This window comes from Paenibacillus sp. FSL E2-0190 (assembly GCF_037992965.1).
GTDB classification, from domain to species: Bacteria; Bacillota; Bacilli; order Paenibacillales; family Paenibacillaceae; genus Paenibacillus_AQ; species Paenibacillus_AQ odorifer.
Genome location: NZ_CP150306.1, coordinates 5,143,463 through 5,164,906, shown reverse-complemented (window position 1 = coordinate 5,164,906; position 21,444 = coordinate 5,143,463). Strand labels below are relative to the sequence as shown.

Sequence of the window (21,444 nt, the reverse complement as noted above, 5' to 3'; positions counted from 1 at the left end):
CAAAACTGTTAGGAGGAATGGGAGTGTATTATAAATCCAAGGGATATAGGATATTTTCGATTTTCAATCATATCCTCCTGATTCTAGTAGCCTTATCGTGTTTATTGCCTATGCTTCATTTGCTAGCACAATCATTTAGTAGTAAGACAGCGGTAAATGGGAATTTGGTATCCTTTTGGCCGGTGGACTTTAATATCGAAGCCTATGTGAAAACTTTTAAAAACACGAATTTTACAGGCTCCATGAGAATCTCAGTGGTCCGGACGGTACTGGGGACGTTAATCAGCATGTTCATTATTACAACGGCGGGGTATGCCTTGTCCAAAGATTTCCGTGGGCGTAATGCTTTAATGTGGATTTTTATATTCACGATGTTGTTTTCCGGTGGATTGATTCCTTCTTATATATTGGTTACGAAACTTGGGCTCAAGGACACGATCTGGTCGCTCGTGCTTCCCGGTGCCTTCGGAGCTTATAATTTGATTCTGATTATGAATTTCTTTAAAACAATCCCTAAGGCGCTTGAAGAGGCAGCATTTATCGATGGGGCTTCGTTCTTCGTCATTTTCCGGAAAATCTATCTTCCGCTTTCCCTTCCCGGTCTGGCAACCGTTGGATTGTTTATCATGGTGGGGAGCTGGAACGCATGGTTTGATGGGATTTTGTATATGTCGAATACAACGGACTATCCGTTAGCTTCATTCTTACAGACTGTAGTGGTGCAAGGATCAGCGCAGAGTATGGCACTTAGTCAATCAGAAGCAGCCGCGTTGTCAGAACAGAGTATCAAAGCTGCGCAAATTTTTATTAGCACACTGCCCATTATCCTTGTATACCCTTTTCTACAGAAGTATTTTGTCAAAGGCATCGTTCTGGGTGCTGTAAAAGAATAACGTGACCAACATATAAAACTTTAATTCAAAGGAGCTTATTGATGAAAAAAACAGGGGCCTTAATAACGACTACTGTATTGATGGCAGGATTGCTAGCGGGCTGCGGCTCAAACGGTAAAGAATCTACTGCGGCAGAAGCGGTTCTCAAAGACGGCAAATACGATCCTCCTATTACTATTAACATCGCCAAGCAACAAGATGAGAATGCCGGTAAATATATCAACGGGGAGAGCTTAAATGATAATGTGTTGACCCGCTGGGGTGTCGAGAATCTAGGGATTAACATCCAAACTACTCTTTTGGGCGGTGATGCCTCCCAATATAATACGAAACTTCGTTTAGCGCTCACTGGTTCCGAGAAGCTTCCGGATGTTTTGCCAGTGTATGATACCTCATTAGAAAATGATCTGATTCAATCTGGACTTGTAAAAGATATTGCGGAGGACATTAACAAATATATGCCTGAGCGTCTGAAAGAAATATATAAACAATATCCAACAACGTTCAACCCAGTTATCCAGGACGGCAAGGTTTATGGGATGGCGATCTCGCCCAATCTCACTGAAGGTGAGGTCATGCTTATCCGTCAAGATTGGTTAGATAAATTAAATTTAAAAGCGCCAACAAATATAGATGAATTTGAACAGGTAATCGCTGCTTTTACGAATGATGATCCGGACGGTAACGGAAAAAATGATACTTATGGATTTGATTTCTCGGGAAAAGATTCTTACAACACGGGCTGGGTAAGCGACTCTGTAATGATTTTTAGTGCTTATACAGGGAAGAGTCTCCCCGGCCAATGGTATAACGACAATGGAAAACTCACTTACGGTTCCGTCGCTGATGGGACAAAGGATGCGTTAGCTAAACTTCGCGATTGGTACTCCAAAGGGTATTTAAATAAGGAGTTGGCTACACAGGGTGCATGGGATGCACTGGCGGATTTCACTGAAGGTAAAGCAGGGATTATTATTGGCCGTCCTTGGCTGTACGGCAGTGTTAAAGATGTGGAAACTAACGTAAAAGGGGCTAAAATCAAAGCTTACCCAACAATTAACGGTGTAAGTGGGGATCGAACCTACCAATCCGGTCAACAGAACGATGGTGTCTTTATGTTTAATAAAGACTTTAACAATATGGAAGCTTTCTTCTTGTATTATGACAAGCTTTACGATGCAGCATTTGGTACCGGAGATTTCAAATATGGTTATGCTCAGGGATATGATTATGACATCGTTGGCGATGAAGTGGTATTCGATTCCAAGAAATTCAATACGCCTTTGGATGCCGCTCAAGGTGTAGGTAAAATGGCTTTTACCAAAAATACACCTAGTGTTGATGGTCCAGGTAAATCTTTTTATGATCTTTCCAAAGGTGCAAAAGCTGAGAATGGGGTCTTGATCAGATCGGCATCAAATGATGAAACAGCCAAAGAGGGATATGTGATTTCCTATGAGAATAGAGAGTCACTGCTTCCAAATGCATTTAACGGTCCACCTACCAAGACCATGCAGACAACTTGGGAGCAACTGAATACGATGGAAAAGGAAACCTTCACCAAAATTATTTACAGTAAAGAGCCGCTAACTGCGTACGATGACTTCGTGAAGCAATGGCATGACAAAGGCGGTACGAAAATTTCCGAAGAAATCAACGAATGGTATAACAATGCTAGCAAGGTGGATGTGATGTCTCAGATGGGATTGAAATAAGTTCGCAAGAACAGCAGGTTCAGTTAAGGTCATCCTTGGCCGGACCTGCTTTTTTGTCTAAAAATCTGATCCTCTGGAGGTTAATCATGGACGAAAATGCGAGTACAGTCACCCTACTAAATAGCGCTCCACTTCTGGATATGAGCGGAAATCCTGTACATGCACATGGTGGACATATGCTCTATACGGATGGATATTATTACTGGTTTGGTGAGAACCGGATGGATCGGCGGAGAGTGAGCTGCTACCGATCTGTGGATCTAGTGAATTGGGAATGGCGCAATGATGTGCTCACACTCGATTCACCGGTACAGCCGATTTATCATCGCACCACATTAGAGCTTGAACCCTTGGACAGGGAGGGGCGCCCAACGGGTGCGGTAATTGAGCGCCCAAAAGTACTCTACAACAAACTTACAGGGAGATTTGTTATGTGGATGCATTGGGAAAATGGACGCGACTACTCTGATGCGCGCTGCGCGATCGCTGATTGCGGGACGGTAGATGGGGATTATGTTTACCGGGGCAGCTTTAATCCGATAGGTAACATGTCTCGGGACTGCACCTTGTTCCAGGATGACGATGGGACGGCATATTTTATCTCCGCGGCAAGGGAAAATGCTGATCTTATTATGTATCGTCTGTCACCTGATTACCTCAGCATAGAAGAACAGGTCAAGACCTTGTGGCCCGGACAAGCGCGTGAAGCACCTGCATTAATGAAACGTCAGGGTGTATACTTCCTCATCTCGTCCGCCTGTACGGGCTGGTTGCCTAACCAAGGAACCTATGCCTGGTCCGAGGAATTATTTGGTCGTTGGTCACCCTTGCTGCCTTTGGGCGACATCACTACATACGACAGCCAGCCTGCTTTTATAGTTCCTATTGTAGGAACAGACAATGACCAGTGCTCTTACCTGTATGTTGGGGATCGCTGGGACCCTGCGGATTATTATGCCTCTTCCTATGTATTTCTGCCGCTCGGCTTTCCTTCTGACCGGGAAATGAAGCTTGACTGGGCAGAGCGAACGGTGATTGACCTAAGGAAGGGAATCGTAGCTGTGGAATGCGGCTCTGGTAGTGGTCTGTTCAGATTGAAAAGCTTAGGAATGGGGCTTTATCTGGCGGCGGGAAATCAATCCATTGAACATGAGGAGACCTTGAACGTCGAAGTCCGGACGCTTTCGTATGAAGATCAGCAGCAGAGATGGACGGTTGAATACGGGGAGAAGGGTAGGGCGAGAATTCGAAACAGTGAAAAGGCCTTATCTATTGGCCCGTTGAATTCCTTGCTGCTGGAGCCTATTCGTGACAACGAAGATCAGTTTATATGGTTGCTTACAGAGACAGAAGCAGGTTCACTGACTATTGGGAGCAATGACGGAAGAGTTCTTACCGTAGCAGGAGAACAGCGTGGGGGCTGGGGTTGTGTGTTTCTTGAATCCACACGCTGCCATGATCCCCGTCTAGGTGCAGACCCGCAGCTTTTTCAACTGATTTCAGTAAGGTAAACAGTTTAGAGAAAAGAGGTATACCGATGAGTTTATCTGTCTCCTTCCCTATGGAATGGTTTAAAAGTGACCCCCATACACAACTTACTGCGACTTCCTCTGAGACGTTTCAGTTCATCACTACACCAGAAGGTGGTGGATTTGAGCTTCAGTCAGGGCATCTGGAATCCGCCGCTTGGTGCGATTATGGTTTCGTTAATGCTGAGGTTTACCATGAAAGCCATGACGTTCTGGTGCTGTTATTCAGTTTTTATGATCGGGATCATCGCGTCATTACTTATCATGTAGGAATTTTACCTGGTGTGCGCACGGAAATTTGTTTACCCTTGATTCATTTAAATGGTGAGAAGCTGTTCCTTCCCCGTTATCCGGGTGTGATGCAGACAGTACTGAGGGGAGATGCAGGCATCGATCGCAAGCATATCACCCGATTCTCTATCGCTACTCTCCCTTCAACAACAAGTAGAGCTGTGCAAATTAGTGACTTGGCTCTAAGTCTAACTGAGCCCGTCTTTGAGTATGAACAGCAACCATATATAGATGATCTGGGCCAATTAAAGGGAAGGGATTGGTCAGGGAAAACGGTTGATGCAGAAGCGTTGACGGATCGGCTGCGCGCAGAGCGGCAACTTGCGGCACATGCTGATCACAATGGAGGTGACCTCAGCAGGTACGGAGGTTGGAAGGCGCTGAGATTCGCGGCAACTGGATATTTCCGCACGGAGTTTGACGGCAGCCGCTGGTGGTTCGTTGATCCAGAGGGTTATGCCCTGTTCAGTACGGGGATGGACTGTGTGGGTCCAGCTTGTTCTATGCATGTAACTGGCATGGAACACTTGATACCCTCATTGCCGGAGCGGGAAGGAATCTATCAAGAAGCTTGGTCACAGGATGGCGAGGAATTCAGCTTCGAGATTGCTAATCTGATCACTGCTTTTGGGGCGGAGTGGCGCTCTAACTGGGTGGCTATGACGGATTTTCGCTTACAACAATGGGGATTCAACACCATCGGTAACTGGTCTAATGATAGATTTATCAACGAATCCCAGCTTCCGTATGTTTATCCTCTAGTGGACTTTCCTATGACGGAGCAGACTATTTTCCGGGATTTCCCCGATGTGTTTAGCCCGGAGTATGAGCGGAATGCCGGGAGCTTTGCGGAGCAGCTTCTTCCATTAAGGGAAGACCAGAGAATGGTCGGTTATTTCATGCGTAATGAGCCGCATTGGGCATTCGTGGATGGGTTGAATTTGACCGGGCAGATGCTGAAATCTCCGGTCCGTTATGCCAGTAAGAAGGAATTCATTCGCTGGCTTGCAGAAAAGTACAAAACAGTGGAACGATTAAACATGGCGTGGGATAGCGTTTTTGAAGAATTCGAGGATTTATACGATGTATCGAATGTGAATGTAACCGGGGATAATCTCACTTCTGCCCGAGAAGTGGATTATAACCAGTTTAACCGGATCATGATTCGACGGTATGTAGAAGTGCCAGCCCGTCTTTGCAAGCAGACGGATCCGAATCATCTGAATTTGGGAATGCGTTATGCCTGGGTTGGCAGTGATGAGGTGCTGGAGGGCTGCGAATGGTTTGATGTATTCTCTATGAACTGCTATCAGTTCAGTCCTGACAAGGAACAGATCGCCCAGATCAGTGGACGACTGAACAAACCAGTCATGATTGGGGAATATCATTTTGGTGCGGCTGAAGGCGGCATGTTGGCTTATGGGATCCGTGCGGTGGCAACCCAGAAGGAGCGCGGTGAGGCTTACCGTTATTATGTGGAGCAGGGGGCAGCTATCCCGCAGCTCATCGGAGTTCATTATTTTCAATGGAATGATCAGCCTGTGCTCGGACGTTATGACGGAGAAAACTATCAAATCGGTGTAGTGGATGTCTGCAACCGTCCATATGAACCTTTCGTGCAAGCAGCGAGAAAGGCCCATGACCAGATGTATCAGGTGCGGACGGGTATGACAGCGCCCTATAATATTGTGCCAATGGAGATTCCGAAAACGGGATTCTGATTGCAAATCTTTACAACAAAAAGGCCCCCAGCCAATGGTGGGGCCTTTTTTGTCCTCTCCTCTGCAATGTAGCCTCTTTACAAGCCAAGGCCGGAGGAGGGGAGTGAATCATCACGGGAATAGCGCTTGCGGTATTCGCCCGGAGTTATTCCGGCACAACGTTTGAACATACGGATGAAGGAATTTACGTTCTGATAACCGACCTGAAGCGCGATATCCTGAATCCGCAGTTCCAGATTCATTAGCAGCTCTTTGGCCCGCTCAATCCGCAGATTGTTCAGATATTCACTGAAGTTGATGTTTGTTTTCTCTTTAAAAATGCTGGACAGGTAACCTGGAGTTAAATTTAACTTGTCTGCTACTAGGTTGAGGTTGATGTCCTCGCCGTAATGTTTGTCTAAGTAATCCAGTACAAAGCTGATAATGGGGTCGCGCGACTCCGAGCGGCTACTGATGACCACGAGCACAGGACGAACCAGATCACGCAGCCATTCCTTGTATTGATCCATTGAGTGGAAAGCGTTAAATGGCTCTAGTCGGGGTGGTAAGAGACGCTCCGCTTCCGCTTGGGGCAGATTCAGCCTCGTCACCGTTTTGCTCGTCTGTTCCGCTGCTCCCAAGGCAAATGCCCGAAAATCCGCCGCCGCTGCGTCCTTGTGCTGCAGCTGCTCCAGCTGACGATCCAACCAAGCGAATACAGCCTCCTCATTGGCAGACTGCAGCAGATTGTGCAGCTCCTCTCCGTGTGTCACCTTTAAATGAAAGGATTTGGCGGATGAGGCTCTAGGTTCTACGATAATTTGTGTTTCCCCGTTCAATCTACGCTCATTTAACAACATTGATAGATTATTGTAGGCATCGGTAAATGAGGTTTCGCCTGAATATACCGGACTTACAGCAATAGTCAGATATAAGGATGTCTCCGAATCCAGCAGCTCCTTAAGGGTATCAAGAGCCTGCAGAAAACTGCTCTGCGGTCCGGGATTGAACAGGAGCAGCATGAGCTGATCATGTTCCGGCTGGAGTGCGACGCTTTCGCTTTCACCACCAGTGATCAAGTTTTGAACCAGCTTCCATAACATCAGTGTGTGTTTTTCCAATTCGTCCGGCAAGGTTTTGAAGCTGACCTTGAACAGAATGGAGGCATAGGGCTGTTCGGATTGCCTTACATCTTCAAGCTCCGCGAGGCTTTTACTCAGCGGGATATTTTTCACTTTATGAGTATAGGCATATTGGCGCACCAGTGAGTTCTTATGATCAAGATCGGTCTGGATGAAGCGGTTACTCTCCAAAATGGAGCTCAGGCGTTCGCCGATAATGGCGAATTCCTTCACACTGCTCAATTTTTCAGGCCGGCTGCCTGCCTTACGGTCCAAGGCGGCAATCAGGCGCTGGAGCGGTTGGTTAAGCCGGTGGCTGAAGATTAGGGATGAGAGAACACTGATCAGTACTGCGGCAGAGAGTAATACAGCCAGCAATAGCTGCATCCCCCGCATTTCCGCAGCAATAGCCGCCACCTGGGTCACTCGGATATAGGTGAATCCAGTCTGTTTACCTTTTTCATAGAAGTAATATTGGTCTCCGACCCGCTCATGGGCATTGCCACTTTCCGGAAGCTGGCTTGTTTGCAGTTTACCCTCTGATGTAGAGAACAATAGATTCTTCTGCGCATCCAGGATATAGAACGGGGTATTGCCGGCATCTCCGTAGGCGGCCTGCATCAGCTGCGGATTCAGCATGACAATGCCGTACACTTCCTCATAAGGAATCGCTTTGACCAGCACTGGCATTAACCTTCCGAGCGTACGGGTGGAATGTATGGTTTTCTCGGTAAAGGTTACGGCGGGCATGACTTTTAAAAATTGATTGTCCATCGTTTGCCGGCTCCAGTACTCCGGAGGGTATTCTGCACTGAAGTAGTATTTACCGAACATATCTGCGGCGCTGCTTAGGCCCTCCCTCTCCAGTACATAATTTTCCTTTTTAAAATAGAGAATGAAATTTTCGATATGCAGAAAAGGATTAGCATACAGCGTTGAGAGATCCGATATCACTTCTGCCGGGATATCATATCGACGGTTCTCTTTCAGGTGGCTTAGAATGCCCAGATTGGCAGTCCATGAATCGGATTGGGTGAGGGCAAGAATGATGTTCTGGGTCAACCGGAAATGATTTTCGTAGCCTTCGACCGTTTGTGCGAGGCCAAGCTCATTTTGCCGGATCATCTCCTTATAGATTTTGCCGCTTAAATACAGATGGGAGAACAGATTAAATGATGCCAAAATCAAGATGACACTGAGGAAGCTTAGCATCAGCTTAACGAACAGGGCATTCAGCGCAAATTTGCCTGTAACGGATCCCTTCATATGTATCCCCCTTTGGATGCACCCGTAAAAGAATTGGATTAATTCTATCATAGCGGCAAAAAGCTAACACCAACAATATGCAATTTTGCTGATTTGTACGCTATTCTATGGAAATCCGCAGTTAAGGCGAAATGTTATATAACATGTAGATAGCGCTTTCCAAAGAAATGCAGCTATAATTCGGAGACAAATCCCGGAAAAAAGGGGGAAGTAATCTGACATCTATATGAGTTATGATCATTTTAACAAGAGGAGACATGCATATGGCTCAAGCTAGCGTAGTGCAGGACAAAATGCGAAAGAAAGTGCACCGGCGACCCCAACGACCTCAACGCCACAAAGCGGGAATCCTTCGAACTTGGAATAAAAACAAGGCGCTCTGGCTGCTGTTCCTGCCGTGCCTGTTGTATTATTTGATCTTCCGCTATGCACCGATGTTTGGATTAGTTATCACTTTCAAGGATTACAATCTTTTTAAAGGGATTTGGGCCAGTGATTGGGTGGGACTCAAATATTACAGGATGTTTATAGAGAATCCCGATTTTTGGCCGCTGATGAAAAACACTTTTCTGCTTGGTTTATATAAGCTGTTTTTTGGCTTCCCGGCACCCATTCTGCTGGCGATTCTGCTTAATGAGGTGCGCAAGGCTGCTTTCAAACGAGTTGTGCAGACCGTCAGCTATCTTCCACATTTTATCTCAAATGTCATTGTAGCCAGTATGGTGATCATGTTTTTATCCCCAACCGGAGGGCTGATTAATAATCTGCTTGGTGCCATAGGGATTGGACCGATCAATTTCATGAATGAACCTGGATTGTTCCGCGGTATTTATGTCCTGTCGGAGATCTGGCAGCATATCGGCTGGGAGACTATTATCTACTTGGCCGCGTTGACCGCTATCGACCCGCAGCTGTATGAAGCTGCTGATATGGACGGAGCCAGCCGCATGCGTAAAATATGGCATGTCACCTTGCCCGGCATTTCACCCGCCATCGTGATCACCTTGATTCTTAATATCGGTAAAGTGCTCGAGATTGGCTTCGAGAAGGTGTTCCTGATGCAGAATCCGGCGATCTACGACACAGCGGATATTATCAGTACTTATGTCTATAGGGTGGGTATGGTGCAGGGGAACTTCAGCTATGGCGCTTCTATTGATCTTTTTATGGGCGTGATTAGCTTGATCTTCATCTATACAGCAAATTACATCAGCCGCCGTGTAAGCGAGACAAGTTTATGGTAGAAAAGAGGTGTGGTGATGAGATCACCCCGTTTATCTTGGTTTAATGTCGTGAGCACTTTTATCCTTCTCGTGGTTGTGGTGGTCACGCTTTATCCGTTCCTGCATATGCTCGCTGTCTCTCTCAGTAGTGATGTGCATGTCATGAAGAATACCGTTTCTTTTTGGCCTAAGGGATTTAACCTGAATATGTATAAGCTTGTACTCGGAGATTCGCAAATCTGGGTGGCTTACAAAAATACACTCATTTACACCGTGCTTGGCACCCTTATCTCGCTGGTGGTCACCTCCACGGGTGCCTATGCACTCTCACGCAGTGATATGGCGCTGCGCAAGAGCTTCACCCTGTTGATTGTGGTGACGATGTTTTTCAGCGGAGGAATGATTCCCACGTTCCTCGTGGTTCGCTCCCTGGATCTGGTCGATACCGTTTGGGGCATGGTGCTGCCGGGTGCGGTTAGCACTTGGAATCTGATTCTGATGCGGACCTTTTTCTCCGGCATTCCTAAAGAGCTGGAGGAGTCTGGCCGCATCGACGGACTGAATGATATCGGCATATTTATCCGTATTATTGTTCCGCTTTCCAAGGCTTCCTTCGCCACCATAGCGCTCTTTTACGCGGTTGGCATGTGGAATAACTTTATTTACCCGCTGCTCTACCTGCGCTCACCGGATTTGTTCCCGCTGCAAGTACTGCTGCGCAATCTGGTGCTGGCTGGCAGTGCTAGCTCGGGGGATGTTACTAGCATTGGAGGTGACAACATGGTGATAGAAGAATCGCTGAAGTACGCGACGATTATGGTCTCGACGCTTCCGATTCTGATTGTGTATCCATTTGTACAGAAGTATTTCGTTAAGGGGGCCATGATTGGCGCGGTTAAGGGATAGGCGGGTGGAACCGTCAAAAATTCAGCATAAGGGAGAGATCGTAATGAACAAATGGAAATCTGTACTGCTGCCACTGGTGATTGCAGCAACCGTAGTAACTGGCTGCAGCGGAGGGGGCAATGACACCTCGCCGCAGAGTAATACTCAGGGCAGCAGTACCGCTTCACCTGCTGATTCGTCCAAAACGGAAAAAACCTTCACTGCGCTCTTAGACAACAATGCTACGTTCCCTTATTCGAAAAGCTGGCCTATTTGGAGCTGGCTGAAGGAGAAAACCGGTGTCACACTCGAGGTGCAGACCCCTTCAGGGAAGCTTGAAGAGAGCTTGAACCTGGCGATTGCTTCGAAGGCAATGCCGGATCTGATGTATATGCCTAACCGCAAAGAATCGAATAAATTCGGGCAACAGGGTGCGTTGGTGGATTTGATGGAGTATATGGACAAAATGCCGAATCTGACCGCCTGGGTAAAGAAGTATCCAGAGGAAGCGAAGGCTGCACTATCTGCTGATGGCAAAATGTATATGTTCCCGAATCAGGGCTTTGGCGAGACGAACCGCATGATCTGGTTATACCGTAAAGACATTTTTGACAAAGAAGGAATCCAGGCACCAGCCACATATGAGGAGCTGCATACAGCTCTAAAAACCTTGAAGGCAAAATATCCGGACAGCTATCCGCTTTCGATCCGCTACGGACAAATTCCCGATGAAATGAATGCCAATATGACTGTGAATTACGGGACGGGTGAAGGGGCTTATTATGATTTTGATAAAAAAGAGTGGCTTTTTGGACCCACGGAAGATAGTTACAAGGAAATGGTTGGCATGTGGAAAATATTTTATGACGAAGGGCTGATTCCGCCCGACTTTCTATCTCTGCAAACTAAGCAATGGCAGGACATGGTGTCCACGGGCAAATCGTTTGTGACCATTGATTACATCAGCCGGATCGATTTTTTTAACAATGCGATGCAGCAGGAAAATCCTGAGTTCAACATGCAGTTCATGGCTCCTCCAGCGGGCATTGCCGGCGGCAAGCAACTGAACCCGTATTTTCATTATATGGAAGGTGGCCTAACCGTGGCTTCAACCTCGAAGAACATCGATGATGTGATGAGTTATATGGACTTTTTCTATTCCGAAGAGGGACGTACGCTCAGCAGCTGGGGCGTGGAGGGTGAGACATATGTGAAGGAAGGCGACACGATCAAGTTCAAACCAGAGTACAACGATGTGATCGAAATGCGGAAGCAGACAGGACTTCAGACTAGCGGAACGTACACCTGGATCGACTTTGGTGCACATCTGTCGTTGTTCTCAGACAATTTGAAGTATGCCTTTGAAGAAGCGACGAAATATGATCCGTCCATGATGCAGCCACGGCCTGCATTTACGGAGAAAGAGAATGAAATTATTGCGATAACCGGCCAGGCGATCCAAAAACACCGCGATGAAAGCTTTGCCAAGTTTGTTACCGGCTCCCGAAAGCTGGCCGACTGGGACAAATATGTGGAGGAGATGAACAATCTCGGCGTGGATAAGCTGCTGGCTACTTATAAGGAAGCTTACGACCGTGTTCAGAACATTCAGTTAAACGGGAATTAATCTGTCTGGTGCCAAGGACAATAGGTGCCCGGAAAGGATGAGCGGGATGAATGACATCATTAAGCCTTTAGAGACACACAGAGTGGAGCAGATGTCCGTTCAGGTTTATGAAGATCGTAACCTGATGGGCGCTGCGGCGGCATCGCAGGTTGCGCAGAAAATTAGAGCTTTGCTTCAAGATTCTGCGCGTCAGGTCCGAATTGTGTTTGCTGCCGCACCTTCGCAAAATGAACTGTACGAGGGGCTGGTGCGGGAGCAGGGGATGGATTGGTCCCGGGTCAATGCTTTTCATATGGATGAATACATTGGCCTTGCGGCTTCGGCTCCCCAGCGTTTCGGCCGTTTTTTGACAGATCGGCTATACAGTCGGGTTAACCCTGGCCGGGTAGAACTGCTGGATGGTCTCGCCGCTGATGTGGTGCAGGAATGCCAGAGATATTCGGCTTTGTTGAGCGAGGCGCCTATTGATATCGTTTGCCTCGGGATCGGGGAAAACGGGCATATCGCGTTTAATGATCCGCCAGTCGCTAATTTTACCGACCCGCAGCTGGTCAAAGCGGTCGAACTGGAGGAAGCCTGCCGCCGCCAGCAGGTGAATGACGGTTGTTTTACCTCGCTGGACGAGGTGCCAACCCATGCGCTGACGCTTACGGTACCAGCCTTGCTGGCTGGCCGTCACCTGTACGGAATTGTACCGGGAGTGTCCAAACGCAAGGCTTTACACGCGGCACTTCATGATTCGATCAGCACGGCATGTCCAGCTACTATTCTGCGCACCCATCCGGAGATCACGATGTTCACGGATCGGGCTGCCTTCGGCCTATGAACGCGCCAATTAAGGGAAAGCACTATAAAACTGGGCGGCCGGTTGAGGTAAGTGTCGAGCAGGGGCGAATCACTTCGGTCACCGAACTTGCGGAGAGTCCAGCCAGGGCTGATTGGCCCTGGCTGGCACCCGGGTTGGTGGATCTGCAAGTGAACGGGGGCTGGGGGCTGGATCTCAATACGCTGCCTTTACAGCCTTCCACGGTATTGGAACTATCCGGACTTTTGCTAGGAAACGGGGTAACCAGCTATTGTCCAACTCTGATTACTAATGGCAAAGAAGCGCTGGCTCAAGCGGTCTCCGCCATTGCGGAAGCCGCTTCGCTGTATCCGGAAGATGCTGGGGGGATTGTAGGAATTCATCTGGAAGGTCCTTTTCTGTCACCAGAAGAGGGGCCACGCGGCGCCCATCCAAGGGAACATATTGGCCCGCCGGATTGGGATAGGTTATGCCGCTGGCAAGAAGCGGCTGAAGGGCTTATCCGTATCCTCACCGTCTCCCCGGAATGGCCAAACGCCGCTGCATTTATCGACCGGTGCAGTGAATCAGGCATCCTTGTTTCCATAGGGCATACAGCAGCTTCCCCCGAGCAGATTAGGGAGGCGGTTGCCGCAGGAGCGGTGATGTCTACGCATCTCGGCAATGGCACACATCTGACGCTGCCCCGTCATCCCAACTATTTGTGGGAGCAGCTGGCGGCGGATGAACTATACGGCTGTATGATTGCAGATGGCCAACATTTACCACCCGCTCTGTTGAAAGTAATCCTACGGATGAAGCGCAGCCGCACCATCTTGGTCAGCGATGCTGTATCACTGAGCGGAATGCCGCCGGGAACTTATCACCTGCACATTGGTGGGGAAGTTGTATTAACAGCAGAAGGGCGGCTGCATCTGGCTGGCAATCAGCAGCTGCTTGCAGGTTCCGCCATGATGCTTCCAGATCAGGTGGCCTATCTTGCGGAGGCTGGATTAGCCCGGCTGGATGAAGCCTGGGATTGTGCTTCTGCTCATCCGGCTACTTTGCTGGGGCTGGAGCAGGCGGCAGGGCTTAGGGCTGGAGCACCTGCCGATCTCGTGAGCTTCTGCTATGACGACAGGACACTTACCGTGCTGGAATGCTGGAAAAAGGGTCATAGCAAGGCTTGCAGTAATTAATTACAGCAAAGATTAGGAGGAGAACGATGCAGAGCTTGATACCGCAACCGAAGCAGATCCAAGTGAAAGAGGGCGAAGCTTTTCAATTCAGCGAGGATGTAAGCCTGAGCCTCTACATGGAGCAGCATGATCCGAGACTGGTGGTTCATTGCCGCCACTCGTTTCCGGAGCTGGAATGTACACAGGTTATCTCGGGAAAAGGATATTCACTTATTCTTCAGAGTCTCTCGCAGCCAGAAACGAAAGGAGCACAGCCAGATGAAGTGGATCTGAAATTGCTTAACGGCCGGGCGGAAGGGTACAGGCTGGAGGTGTCGGAGCGCCGGGTGGTAATCCGTGCACTGGATGCGCCGGGTCTGTTTTACGGGCTACAAACGTTACTACAACTGCGTAAGTCAGTAGGGGAAGTTCTTGCTGTGTCTATCACGGACTGGCCTGATACTACCTTGCGGGCGATGAACTTTGATCTTCGCCAGACATTTTCCAAGCCAGAGCTGCTGCTATCGTATTTGGCGGATTTTGCCCGGTATAAAACGAATGCAGTTCTGATTGAATACGAAGATAAATTTCCATTTCAAAAATTCCCGGAATTCGTGCATCCACAGCATTCGTTAAGCCTCACACAGCTAGAGGAGCTGAAACGCACAGCCCAAGAATATTTTATTCAGATCATTCCGCTGCAGCAGAGTTTTGGACATCTGGAGTATGTACTTCGCCACGACACCTGGCGGCACTTGCGCGAAACGGAGTTATCCCTCGGGGAGATCTGCCCGTCGCATCCGGAATCCTTCGAGCTGATTACCGATCTGTTACAGGAGATGATGGATGCCCATCCGGATTCCCGCTACATCCACCTCGGCTGTGACGAGGTATACAGCTTATGTGAATGCGAACGCTGTAAAACGTTGTTCGGAGGGGTACGGGAGCGGGCGTTTATCGCTTTTTTGAACACTTTGATTGAATTTACAGCCAGCCGTGGTAAAAAAGTGATTTTCTGGCATGACATGCTGGACAAATGCCCGCCGGAGGAACTGGCAAAGCTGGATAAGCGGAGTGCGGCGATGATCTGGATATACAACGGACGTAATATTGAAGCTGAGGTTTCTTCTCTAACGGATAAATTCAGGTCACTAGGCATCGAGGTTATGGGAGCCCCGGCGGTTCGCAGCTTTGACTGGGCTGAACATCAGAATTATCCGGTACTATTGAACCGGACGGATAATCTGCTCCAATGGGCGGAGACAGCGGATAAGCTGGACCTCGGGTGCATCGTCGCCACGAACTGGACAGGGCCGTTCAGCCTTGGTGTTCCTTATGGGATCTTTGAGACGACGTGGTATCCGATGCTGCTGCACGCCGATTTGGCCTGGAACCGTAAAGCGGACTCAGCAACATTTATCGATCGATTCATGGAGCAGTTCCATGGCATCGGTCCTAGAACAGGTCACGCACAGCTCGGGAATTATCAGCTGGAAGATTATTATGATGTTATCTGGAAGCTGTTGGACAAGGTGAAGGATCATAAGGATGAAGCAGAGCTGATTGCCATTATGCATGATTTTGAAGCGGCGACGGACCGTTCGCGGGCGATCCACAAATATGTCTACCGCTGGGAGCTCTATCCGGGAGACGAAGCGGAAAGGCACTCGCTGCTGAACAATTACATGCGAAATCGCCGCGGACGTGAGAACGTTTTGCCTCGCATGAAAGCGGCTTTGGAGCGTTACCAGCCATCCGATATGGCGGAGCATTTTGTGAAATCCCGCTTCTATCTTCACGATTATCTGGAGCGGACATTATACCGTGAGCTGGGGTTTGCTCAGGCTGAATAAGAGTTTTGAAAAGATCGTAGGGCTATCGTGTGAGCGGGTAGCAGTGCGGTCTTTTTTTAATTCATAGCTGGATGAAGCTACATATTACAACATATTCAGGAACAAAATCCCAGTTCGCTGCGTCTAACTTATAAAGTTCTAGCAAACTACATTGGAGGAGAATGAATATGAGAGCTACACCCATAAACCGGACTATAAGGAAGGTTACACTTACCGCATTATGTATTTTGCTTGTATTGCTGAGTGGCAGGGTAATGGCGGAGCCGTCTCCGGCACAAAAGACAACCGCGGTATTCACAGCGGAGATGCAGAGTGCCTTGGAAGGGGCACAGAATGTGCTGCTGACGATACAGCCATTCCCGGACGAAGCAGCCGTAGGTTTCTTCAAGAATGGGCGCAGTCTGCCCAAGGGATATCTGGAGCAGACTGCCGATAAGATTCTGGAACAGCGGGGCAAGTTCCCCAAGGTGGCAGAGCTAACTCGAACAGCGCTGGCTTACAGTGCTGCGGGGGGCAACATCAACAACATCGCTGGTATTGATCTTTATCCATTCCTGATGAATCATGCCGGAATTGATTCGGAAGGGGCAGCAGCGGTAGCAGCCGCCTATATTACCTCGAAGAATTCCATTTCAAATTCATTGGAGCGGACAAACCGTTACCCCGATTTGCTGTTTTATCAGTTGCTTGATATGCAGCTAGCGGATGGCAGCTGGCCGCTGGCCGGGCAGAAGCAAGGAGATCTGGTAGCTACTGCCTGGGTACTAACCGCACTTGCTTCGGAAGTGAGTTCAGAACAAACAGCGCAGCCGATCGAGAAGGCTTTGCAGTGGCTTAAGAGCAAGCAGCAGCTAGACGGAGGGTTCGATGGTAAAACTGCGACGACAGCGCAGGTGATTGTTGCTTTATCCTCGCAGGGGGTCGATGCAGCAGATTTCACCAAGGAAGGCGGAGCCTCGCTGCTGGACCATTTGCTGGCGCGGAAGCTTCCGGGTGGCGGCTTTACACAGACAGCAGGCGGAGGGAACGATAGTCCCGCAACTGTGCAAGCCTATCTTGCCCTGACTTCCTATAAGCTGCTGTCCAAGCAGGCTGGCATGCTGTATAGCGGACTGCATCATGCTGGACTTGACCGGGCAACGATTCAGGTCGAAGGACCCGGTGGCACCGTTGCCGGGGGGCATATTGTTGGCGGAGATGCTGTGAAGGCAGCGGCAGCTTTTTTACAGGCGAAGGGTCTGGCGTATAAGCTGAATGCGGATGCAGCTAAACCGGCCTTCACAGCTATCGAGGGGATTCAGAACGGGCGATACAATGGACGCGGAGAATGGAAGATTGCTGTATTCAGCGGGGGCAGTGCATGGATGTATCCTGAGAATAGCCCGTACAGACTGACGATAGGCAATGGGGATCAGCTGCTTGTTTACTACGCGGACGATACAGAACTGCTTGACCGGATGGAAGTGAAATGGAAAGATAAAAACGGCCAGGAAATGGGTGGATACGCAAGCGCCAATATGCCGTTTTCCCTCCATATCACCAAGTCAAACGGTCAGCTGGGCGGTCTTCCGGCTTTCGGCGCTACTGTGACACTTCAAGGAAAAAGCGTAGTGGCTGACAGCATGGGAAAGGTGTCATTTGCCGGCATGAAGCCCGGTGTCTATCCTGTGCAAGTCACCAAATACCGTAAAGATGCCGCTCCAGCACTTTCCAAACGGACGTTTGCGCTGCATGTCTCTTCCCCGGAATTGGCCAGCTTTACGGATGCCAATAAAGTCGCAGCTTGGGCACGTTTGGATATCGCAACAGCGCTCAGCAGCGGATATATTCAGGGCGTGAGTGCCAGCGGAAATGTGCTGGCTCCTAAGCAGAAGCTGACCCGGGCTGAATTTCTGACCCTGCTGCTGCGGCTATTGCATGAGTTCCCCGATGCCAAGGCCACTTCTAGCTTTAAGGATGTTCCGGCGGACAAATGGTACAGCCGTAACATCGCCAAGGCTGAGGAGCTGGGCATTATCAGCTCTCCAACCGGTAAGTTCGAGCCGGACCGCGGTATTACGCGGGAAGAAGCGGCGGTTATGGTAACCAAAGCCGCCCGGTTGTCTACGTACGGCAGCCCGGATCGTGTGAAGTTTGCCGATACTTCCAGTTTGTCAGAGGCGAGCCGCCAGGCGATTCAGGCCGTGAATGAACATGAAGTAATGACCGGCAGCGGGGGCCGTTTCGATCCTAAGCAGATTCTGGTGCGTGAGCAGGCAGCGGCAATTTTAGTCAGACTGCAGAAATTAATCCCGGAAGCCTTCTATTAATGGAATAAACGTCCAGGGATATGATAAGCTTCAGATAGAGTTATCACATCCAGTGCAGAGGAGGCAAATCTATGAGCCGCTTGATCACAGGCAACATATATTATGGATTTCAGGTCGTTAATGAGGAATTTATCCGGGAGATCGATTCCGCCGTATTCACGATGGAACATCTGAAGAGCGGCGCCAGGCTGCTTTTCGTGCAGAATCAGGATGACAACAAGGTATTCAGCGTAAGCTTCAGGACCCCGCCTGAAGATAGTACAGGGGTCTTTCATATTTTGGAGCATTCTGTATTATGTGGTTCGGAGAAATATCCGGTGAAGGAACCTTTTGTAGAATTGCTAAAGGGTTCGATGCAGACATTCCTGAATGCATTTACGTTTGGGGATAAGACGATGTATCCGGTGGCAAGCCGGAATGAGCAGGATTTCTCCAATCTGATGGAGGTCTACCTGGATAGTGTTTTTCAGCCGAATATTTATAAGCAAAAGGAGATTTTTGAGCAAGAGGGCTGGCATTACGAGCTTCAGCAAACAGAAGCTGAGCTGATCTATAAAGGCGTGGTTTACAACGAGATGAAGGGTTCCTATTCCTCGCCGTTTACGGTACTGATGGACAGGATCAAAAAGTCGTTGTATCCAGACACGATTTACCGTCATTCTTCAGGTGGAGATCCGCAGGAGATTCCTGCGCTTACGTATGAGCAATTCCTTGAGGCGCACAGCAATTATTATCATCCGTCCAACAGTTATTTTTATCTGTACGGAGACGTCTCTATTGAAGAGAAGCTGCAATTTATAGACCAGGAATACCTTAGCCGTTATGAAAAAAACAGCTTTGATACCTCCATTCCCCTACAACAGCCTACCGGAATGACGGAGCTGGTAGCGGATTATCCGATTCTGGAAGCAGAAACGGCCGACGACAAAACTTATTTGAGTCTGAACTATGTAATTGGAACCTCTACGGATCGGGAACTGAATCTGGCTTTTGATATTTTGAAAAGCATGCTGATGGACAGCAATGCAGCTCCGCTTAAGCAAGCCCTGCTGGAAAGCGGTCTGGGCAAAGATGCCTTTGCTTTTTATTCCGACAGTATGGTTCAGCCGCTGCTTGGCATTACTCTGACACATTCGAACGCTTCCGCCAAAGATGCCTTCGTGGAGCTGGTGAAGACCACATTAAGCAGCTTGGTTAAGAACGGGCTGGATGAGAAGCTGGTGCTGGCGGCGGTCAACAGCAAAGAATTTGAGCTGCGGGAAGCGGACTTTAGCCGATATCCAAAGGGACTTACTTACAATATCGAAGTGATGAAGTCCTGGCTCTATGACGGTCAGCCGTCTACTCATATGCTTTATGAAGAGGTATTCACTACCATTCGGGAAAAGATAACGGATCGTTATTTTGAGAAGCTGATTGAGGTCTACTTACTGAACAGTGATCATTGCAGTCTGGTGGTGCTGAACCCGTCCAAGACGATTGCAGCCGACAAGGAAGCGAGCACCCAGCGTCAATTAAGTGAATACAAATCATCACAGCAACCAGACCAGCTGGAGCAGCTTGTGCAGAGTACACAGCATCTTCTGGCGCGGCAAGGTCGTGCAGATGCAGCCGAGGATTTGCAGAAGCTGCCGAGTTTATCTCTACAGGACATTAACCGCAGTGCTGAACCTCAGGTGCCATCCCATGAATATAACCTTGAGGGTCTAAAGCTGATCCACCATGACGTATCTACTCAAAAGATTGCGTACTGCAAGTTTTATTGGGATACGAGTGTTGTGGCTCCTGAGCAAATTCCTTATCTTGTGCTGCTGGCAGAGGTATTGGGCCAAATGGAGACAGCTTCTTACAGCATTGAAGAGCTCACTAGTGAAATTGGGATCAAAACCGGAGGCATTCATTTCAAAAATGAGATCTTTGGCGCTGCAAAAGATACTGGGGCCAGTTATCAGCCTAAATTCACTGCGCAGGTTAAGGTGATGGCGGGGCATATTGGCGAATCGCTGGATCTGCTGCGTGAGATGCTCTATACCAGCGCGCTCGATAACTTGACGAAGCTACAGGAAATCGTCCGGCGGGAAGCCTCACAGATGGAATCCGTCCTGAATCAAAAAGGTAATGAAATCGCGGCCAGCCGCCTGATGTCTTATTTTTCGGACATGGGAGCGTATCAGGAACAACAGGGTGGCGTGGCCTATTACCGCTTTATCCGTGAGCTTGCCGAGAAGATCGATCAGCAGGGAGCTGAGGTGGCAGACACGCTGAAGGATATCTGTACGGTTTTATTCAATAAACAGAATTTAATCATCAGCGTGACGGGTACCCCTGATTTGTATGAAGAATTCGCCGCTAATGTAGCGAAGCTGGATATTCAGGATCGGCCAGTGGTGAATAAACCTAAGATTACGGCGCAGGGGCATGCGGATAATGAAGGTTTTATGTCTTCCAGCCAGGTGCAATATGTGGTTAAAGGCTACGACTTCAACAAGCTAGGATTTACGTATTCCGGCAAAATGCAGGTGCTCAAAAAAATCATGAGCCTCACCTATCTGTGGAATGCCGTGCGCGTGAAGGGCGGAGCTTATGGCGGCAGCCTGATGCTGCGCAGAGATGGGATATTGATGTTCACTTCCTACCGTGATCCCAATTTGCAGGAGACGCTGGAGGTTTATGATCAGGCGTACCGATTCACCGAAGGATATGAAGCGGATGCCGACGAGATGACCAAAGCAATTATCGGCACCCTGTCCATGTTGGACCAGCCGCTGAGCCCAAGCGCTCAGGGACGGCGGGCGGACCGGCATTATTTTGAACAGGTGACTGGGGCCGAGCTGCAGCAGGAACGGGATGAAATCTTGTCGACCACACCGGAAGACATCAGACAGTATGCCGATTTGCTTAAGGCTGTGACGGAACAAAATTATTTCACAGTTGTCGGCAATGAATCCAAGCTGAAATCAACAAAAGTCTTATTTGGAAACCTAGAAGAACTTGTGATGTAATTCTCTCTATAAACTCCTCTTCAGTACCTGTCTACTCGACAAGTGCTGGAGAGGAGTTTTTTGTATTT

General features: G+C 48.8%; 13 protein-coding genes. 12 read left to right on the top strand and 1 reads right to left on the bottom strand.

Annotated features, from left to right (window positions below):
* Nucleotides 1–17: 17 nt before the first annotated feature.
* The 4 genes from NST25_RS22875 (at nucleotide 18) to NST25_RS22860 (ending at nucleotide 6,149) form a co-directional block, all read left to right on the top strand.
* Entirely contained in the window at nucleotides 18–893 is an 876-nt protein-coding gene (locus tag NST25_RS22875) for a carbohydrate ABC transporter permease (RefSeq protein ID WP_036683169.1), read from the top strand.
* A gap of 41 nt (nucleotides 894–934) precedes the next feature.
* Nucleotides 935–2,608 carry a hypothetical protein gene (locus NST25_RS22870; RefSeq protein ID WP_076147914.1) on the top strand — a complete coding sequence of 558 codons (1,674 nt, stop codon included), beginning with the start codon at nucleotides 935–937 and terminating at the stop codon, nucleotides 2,606–2,608.
* An 86-nt stretch (nucleotides 2,609–2,694) separates the two neighbouring features.
* Nucleotides 2,695–4,119 (top strand): family 43 glycosylhydrolase, encoded by a 1,425-nt coding sequence (locus NST25_RS22865; RefSeq protein ID WP_076308183.1) that lies wholly within the window; start codon nucleotides 2,695–2,697, stop codon nucleotides 4,117–4,119.
* A 26-nt stretch (nucleotides 4,120–4,145) separates the two neighbouring features.
* Nucleotides 4,146–6,149: a beta-galactosidase gene (locus tag NST25_RS22860; protein WP_076279232.1), complete on the top strand. Its 2,004-nt coding sequence runs from the start codon at nucleotides 4,146–4,148 to the stop codon at nucleotides 6,147–6,149.
* 77 nt (nucleotides 6,150–6,226) lie between these two features.
* Here NST25_RS22860 and NST25_RS22855 read toward each other — a convergent pair whose 3' ends face one another.
* Nucleotides 6,227–8,515 (bottom strand): AraC family transcriptional regulator, encoded by a 2,289-nt coding sequence (locus NST25_RS22855; RefSeq protein ID WP_340392544.1) that lies wholly within the window; start codon nucleotides 8,513–8,515, stop codon nucleotides 6,227–6,229.
* Nucleotides 8,516–8,808: 293 nt separating this feature from the next.
* Between NST25_RS22855 and NST25_RS22850 the strand changes: the two genes are divergently transcribed.
* The 8 genes from NST25_RS22850 (at nucleotide 8,809) to NST25_RS22815 (ending at nucleotide 21,376) form a co-directional block, all read left to right on the top strand.
* Nucleotides 8,809–9,759 carry an ABC transporter permease subunit gene (locus tag NST25_RS22850; protein WP_051491278.1) on the top strand — a complete coding sequence of 317 codons (951 nt, stop codon included), beginning with the start codon at nucleotides 8,809–8,811 and terminating at the stop codon, nucleotides 9,757–9,759.
* 15 nt (nucleotides 9,760–9,774) lie between these two features.
* Nucleotides 9,775–10,644 (top strand): carbohydrate ABC transporter permease, encoded by an 870-nt coding sequence (locus NST25_RS22845; protein WP_076130282.1) that lies wholly within the window; start codon nucleotides 9,775–9,777, stop codon nucleotides 10,642–10,644.
* A 43-nt stretch (nucleotides 10,645–10,687) separates the two neighbouring features.
* Nucleotides 10,688–12,250 (top strand): extracellular solute-binding protein, encoded by a 1,563-nt coding sequence (locus NST25_RS22840; protein ID WP_248548356.1) that lies wholly within the window; start codon nucleotides 10,688–10,690, stop codon nucleotides 12,248–12,250.
* 46 nt (nucleotides 12,251–12,296) lie between these two features.
* Nucleotides 12,297–13,076: a glucosamine-6-phosphate deaminase gene (locus tag NST25_RS22835; protein ID WP_076279229.1), complete on the top strand. Its 780-nt coding sequence runs from the start codon at nucleotides 12,297–12,299 to the stop codon at nucleotides 13,074–13,076.
* Nucleotides 13,073–14,233: an amidohydrolase family protein gene (locus NST25_RS22830; protein ID WP_340392543.1), complete on the top strand. Its 1,161-nt coding sequence runs from the start codon at nucleotides 13,073–13,075 to the stop codon at nucleotides 14,231–14,233. Before NST25_RS22835 ends, NST25_RS22830 begins: the two co-directional genes overlap by 4 nt.
* A 26-nt stretch (nucleotides 14,234–14,259) precedes the next feature.
* A complete protein-coding gene (locus tag NST25_RS22825) occupies nucleotides 14,260–16,065 on the top strand; it encodes a DUF4838 domain-containing protein (protein ID WP_340392541.1) in 1,806 nt (601 codons plus the stop codon).
* 167 nt (nucleotides 16,066–16,232) lie between these two features.
* Complete coding sequence (locus tag NST25_RS22820) at nucleotides 16,233–18,374, top strand: S-layer homology domain-containing protein (RefSeq protein ID WP_340392540.1); 2,142 nt, start codon at nucleotides 16,233–16,235, stop codon at nucleotides 18,372–18,374.
* A 71-nt stretch (nucleotides 18,375–18,445) separates the two neighbouring features.
* Nucleotides 18,446–21,376, top strand: coding sequence for an insulinase family protein (locus NST25_RS22815; RefSeq protein WP_076304639.1), 2,931 nt, complete (start codon nucleotides 18,446–18,448; stop codon nucleotides 21,374–21,376).
* Nucleotides 21,377–21,444 lie beyond the last annotated feature (68 nt).

What these genes read in the sequence shown, in the direction of transcription:
- NST25_RS22845 (WP_076130282.1), top strand. Translation starts at nt 9,775, where the DNA reads ATGAGATCACCCCGTTTATCTTGGTTTAATGTCGTGAGCACTTTTATC.
- NST25_RS22840 (WP_248548356.1), top strand. Translation starts at nt 10,688, where the DNA reads ATGAACAAATGGAAATCTGTACTGCTGCCACTGGTGATTGCAGCAACC.
- NST25_RS22815 (WP_076304639.1), top strand. Translation starts at nt 18,446, where the DNA reads ATGAGCCGCTTGATCACAGGCAACATATATTATGGATTTCAGGTCGTT.
- NST25_RS22820 (WP_340392540.1), top strand. Translation starts at nt 16,233, where the DNA reads ATGAGAGCTACACCCATAAACCGGACTATAAGGAAGGTTACACTTACC.
- NST25_RS22865 (WP_076308183.1), top strand. Translation starts at nt 2,695, where the DNA reads ATGGACGAAAATGCGAGTACAGTCACCCTACTAAATAGCGCTCCACTT.
- NST25_RS22835 (WP_076279229.1), top strand. Translation starts at nt 12,297, where the DNA reads ATGAATGACATCATTAAGCCTTTAGAGACACACAGAGTGGAGCAGATG.
- NST25_RS22860 (WP_076279232.1), top strand. Translation starts at nt 4,146, where the DNA reads ATGAGTTTATCTGTCTCCTTCCCTATGGAATGGTTTAAAAGTGACCCC.
- NST25_RS22850 (WP_051491278.1), top strand. Translation starts at nt 8,809, where the DNA reads ATGCGAAAGAAAGTGCACCGGCGACCCCAACGACCTCAACGCCACAAA.
- NST25_RS22830 (WP_340392543.1), top strand. Translation starts at nt 13,073, where the DNA reads ATGAACGCGCCAATTAAGGGAAAGCACTATAAAACTGGGCGGCCGGTT.
- NST25_RS22870 (WP_076147914.1), top strand. Translation starts at nt 935, where the DNA reads ATGAAAAAAACAGGGGCCTTAATAACGACTACTGTATTGATGGCAGGA.
- NST25_RS22825 (WP_340392541.1), top strand. Translation starts at nt 14,260, where the DNA reads ATGCAGAGCTTGATACCGCAACCGAAGCAGATCCAAGTGAAAGAGGGC.
- NST25_RS22875 (WP_036683169.1), top strand. Translation starts at nt 18, where the DNA reads ATGGGAGTGTATTATAAATCCAAGGGATATAGGATATTTTCGATTTTC.
- NST25_RS22855 (WP_340392544.1), bottom strand. Translation starts at nt 8,515, where the DNA reads ATGAAGGGATCCGTTACAGGCAAATTTGCGCTGAATGCCCTGTTCGTT.